Genomic DNA, 2,658 nt, shown 5'->3' on the forward strand with positions numbered 1-2,658 from the left:
GAGGACTCCGCGACGATTCGACTGCACCGGTACGACCGGCCGGCGCAGCGGTTCATCCGGCAGACGATCACGTTCGACGCGGACGGTGTGCACCTGAAGCCGTTCGCCATGCGGTACGCCTGGCCGCACCAGATCGACGAGATGGCGCAGCAGGCAGGGCTCCGGCTCACCGAGCGGTACGCCGACTGGCACCGGCGACCGTTCCAGGCCGACAGCCCGTCGCACATCTCGGTCTACCGCAAGGAGTAGCGGTTTGATCGGCTCGGGTTCCGGAAAGTCGAGCAGTCATCGCCCCGACGTCACGGAACCCGAGCCGATCTCCCGCCGACCGAGAGTGAGATGCCGCCATGAGCAGACGAGCCATCCAGGTGGTCCTGGCCCTGTCGGTCGTCCTCATGGTCACCGGCATCATCCTCAAGGTGACCGGGGACGGCGGGGCCGACACGGCCGGCACTGTGGCGGTGTCGCTCGCCTCGGTGGGTTCGATCGTGGCGAGCATCGGCTCGTCCTTCCGCGCTGCCCGCCGAAACGACGGCCCACAACGGTGATTCGGCTTTTCACCCTCGGCTGATTCTGCTGCCAGCAGCTAGGTATTGATCCCCAGGTCCCTCGCCGGGTGAGCTGACTGCATGCCGGACGCCTCCCGATTCCCGCGCTCCTCTCCGTACTGGCCGGTGGTCAGTCACCCTCAACTCCGACGCGTCCTACCCGGGCTGGCCGTCTCCGCGTTGGGCGACGGCCTGGCGGTGGTCGCGGTGACCTGGCTCGCCATCCAACTCGCCCCGCACGAACAGCGGGGCACCTCGATCGCGCTGGCCATGGCGGCGTACACGCTGCCCAGCGCGGCCGGGACTGTCGTCTTCGGTCGGCTGCTGCGCGGGCGCAGCGGCGCGCAACTCGCCGGGTGGGACGCGATTTTGCGGGCCAGCGCGCTCGGGGCGATTCCCCTCGCGCACCTCGCCGGCGTGCTCTCCATCGGGCTGTACGTGGTTCTGCTGGCCGCGTCCGCGCTGCTGCACTCGTGGGGTTCCGCCGGCCGATTCACCCTGATCGCCGAACTGCTGCCGCAGCGACACCATTTGCCGGCCAATGCCGTGCTCAGCACCATTGGAGGGTTCGCCACAATCGTCGGCCCGCCTCTGGCGGGCATCCTGATCGGCTGGGTGGGGCCGGTCTGGGTCATCGCCATCGACGCCGCAACCTTCGCCGCGCTGGCCCTTACGTACCGTCTCGCCCTTCCCGCCAACGACGGACCCGCACGGTCCGAGAGCGGCGCTTCGCGAACGGCCGGCTTCGCGGTCATCCGCCAGAACCCGGCCCTGCTGGGCCTGCTGGTGTTGAGCCTCGGGTTCTTCTTCCTCTTCGGACCGGTGTACGTGGCGATGCCTATCCACATCACCGACGACCTGCACGCCTCCGCGACGCTGCTCGGCGCCTACTACACCGCGTTCGGCGTCGGCGGTCTCGCCGGGGGTCTGGTCGCCGGTTACCTCCGCCGCTGGCCACTGCGAGCCACCACCATCGGCATCGTCGTCGCGTTCGGCGTTGCCATGCTGCCGCTCGGCCTGGGCGTACCGGTCGGCGTGTCGTTGCCGGCGTTCGCCCTGGCGGGCTTCATCTGGGCGCCGTACATGACCACGTCGATGGCGCTGTTCCAGCGAAGCACGTCGACCGCCCGACTGCCCGCGGTGCTCGCCGCGAACGGTGCCATCCTCGTACTGGCGGTGCCCCTGGGCACCATGCTGGGCGGGCCGTTGGTGAGCGCGATCGGCGCACGCCCGACGCTGCTGCTCTGCGCGGTGGCGATAGCCGCCCTCGGCCTGACCGCCGGGGGGATCGCGATCTCGCGGCGAAGCGTGCGATCCCCCGGCGGCCCAACCGGCACCGAGGTCAGTGCCCGTCGCTGATCTGGACGTCGTCCGGCGCCGGCCGGCCGCGCCCCGTCTCGACCAGCTCCTTGAGACTCATCAGGAAGGTCGCCCACTTGGTACTGCACTCGCGCATGAGTTCGGTCGGCTCGCGCCAAGCCGAGTGCGTGAAGTCGACGATCGTGTAGCGACCCCGCTGGTCGAGCCGCCAACCGATCTCGGTGCCAATCCACTCCTCGGGGCCACCGACGACCCGCCACCGCACCCGACCAGCCGGGTCCAGCTCAAGAATCTCCAGGTCGAACCCGCCCTCGTCACCGAAGTGGACGGCCAACTGCCCGCCGACCTCGCTCTTGCCGGTCGTGTCGACCGACCACCATCCGGCGACGCCCTCGGGGGTTGCCACCGCCCGGTAGACGTCGGCAAGCGGAGCGACGACGCCGACCTGGTGCAGAATGTCGACCATTTTCAGCCTCCCTGGTTGGTGGTGCGGTGGCGTTCGATCGTCTCGGCGATGCGCTTGATCCGGCGGAGGCGGGCGTCCCAGGTGGAGCCGACCGCCGACAACTGGGCGACCGCGCGGGCGAGCTGCGCCTCGTCCACCTGGTAGTGGCGCTCACGACCGGCCGGTTCGGCGTGGATCAGCCCAACCCGGTCGAGGACCGCAAGGTGCTTCGAGACGGCCTGGCGGGTGACGGGTAACCGCCTGCTCAACGAGGTGGCAGTGCCGGGCCCGTCGGCGAGAAGAAGATCGATCATCGTACGCCGGATCGGGTCGCCGATCGCCGAC

The 2,658-nt window shown here is 69.8% G+C and carries 4 protein-coding genes and 1 pseudogene; 3 read left to right on the forward strand and 2 right to left on the reverse strand.

Going from position 1 to position 2,658, the window contains the following annotated elements:
- The 3 genes and pseudogenes from ABZ749_RS33430 to ABZ749_RS33440 all read left to right on the forward strand — a co-directional run.
- Nucleotides 1-249 (forward strand): annotated as a pseudogene (locus tag ABZ749_RS33430) (SAM-dependent methyltransferase); the annotation flags it as partial.
- A 98-nt stretch (nt 250-347) separates the two neighbouring features.
- A complete protein-coding gene (locus ABZ749_RS33435) occupies nt 348-548 on the forward strand; it encodes a hypothetical protein (protein WP_357201727.1) in 201 nt (66 codons plus the stop codon).
- An 81-nt stretch (nt 549-629) separates the two neighbouring features.
- Entirely contained in the window at nt 630-1,907 is a 1,278-nt protein-coding gene (locus ABZ749_RS33440; RefSeq protein ID WP_357234997.1) for an MFS transporter, read from the forward strand.
- On the opposite strand, the gene ABZ749_RS33445 is transcribed toward ABZ749_RS33440, so the two are convergent.
- Both ABZ749_RS33445 and ABZ749_RS33450 read right to left on the reverse strand, forming a co-directional pair.
- Complete coding sequence (locus ABZ749_RS33445) at nt 1,891-2,334, reverse strand: SRPBCC domain-containing protein (RefSeq protein WP_357235000.1); 444 nt, start codon at nt 2,332-2,334, stop codon at nt 1,891-1,893. The genes ABZ749_RS33440 and ABZ749_RS33445 overlap by 17 nt on opposite strands.
- Nucleotides 2,335-2,336: 2 nt before the next feature.
- Nucleotides 2,337-2,658: metalloregulator ArsR/SmtB family transcription factor (locus ABZ749_RS33450; protein ID WP_357235003.1), on the reverse strand; the 322-nt coding region annotated here is incomplete at its 5' end.

It is taken from the genome of Micromonospora sp. NPDC047753 (genome assembly GCF_040642735.1).
Taxonomy (GTDB): domain Bacteria; phylum Actinomycetota; class Actinomycetes; order Mycobacteriales; family Micromonosporaceae; genus Micromonospora.

Coding starts and splice junctions, on each gene's coding strand:
- ABZ749_RS33435 (WP_357201727.1), top strand. CDS start 348: ATGAGCAGACGAGCCATCCAGGTGGTCCTGGCCCTGTCGGTCGTCCTC.
- ABZ749_RS33440 (WP_357234997.1), top strand. CDS start 630: ATGCCGGACGCCTCCCGATTCCCGCGCTCCTCTCCGTACTGGCCGGTG.
- ABZ749_RS33445 (WP_357235000.1), bottom strand. CDS start 2,334: ATGGTCGACATTCTGCACCAGGTCGGCGTCGTCGCTCCGCTTGCCGAC.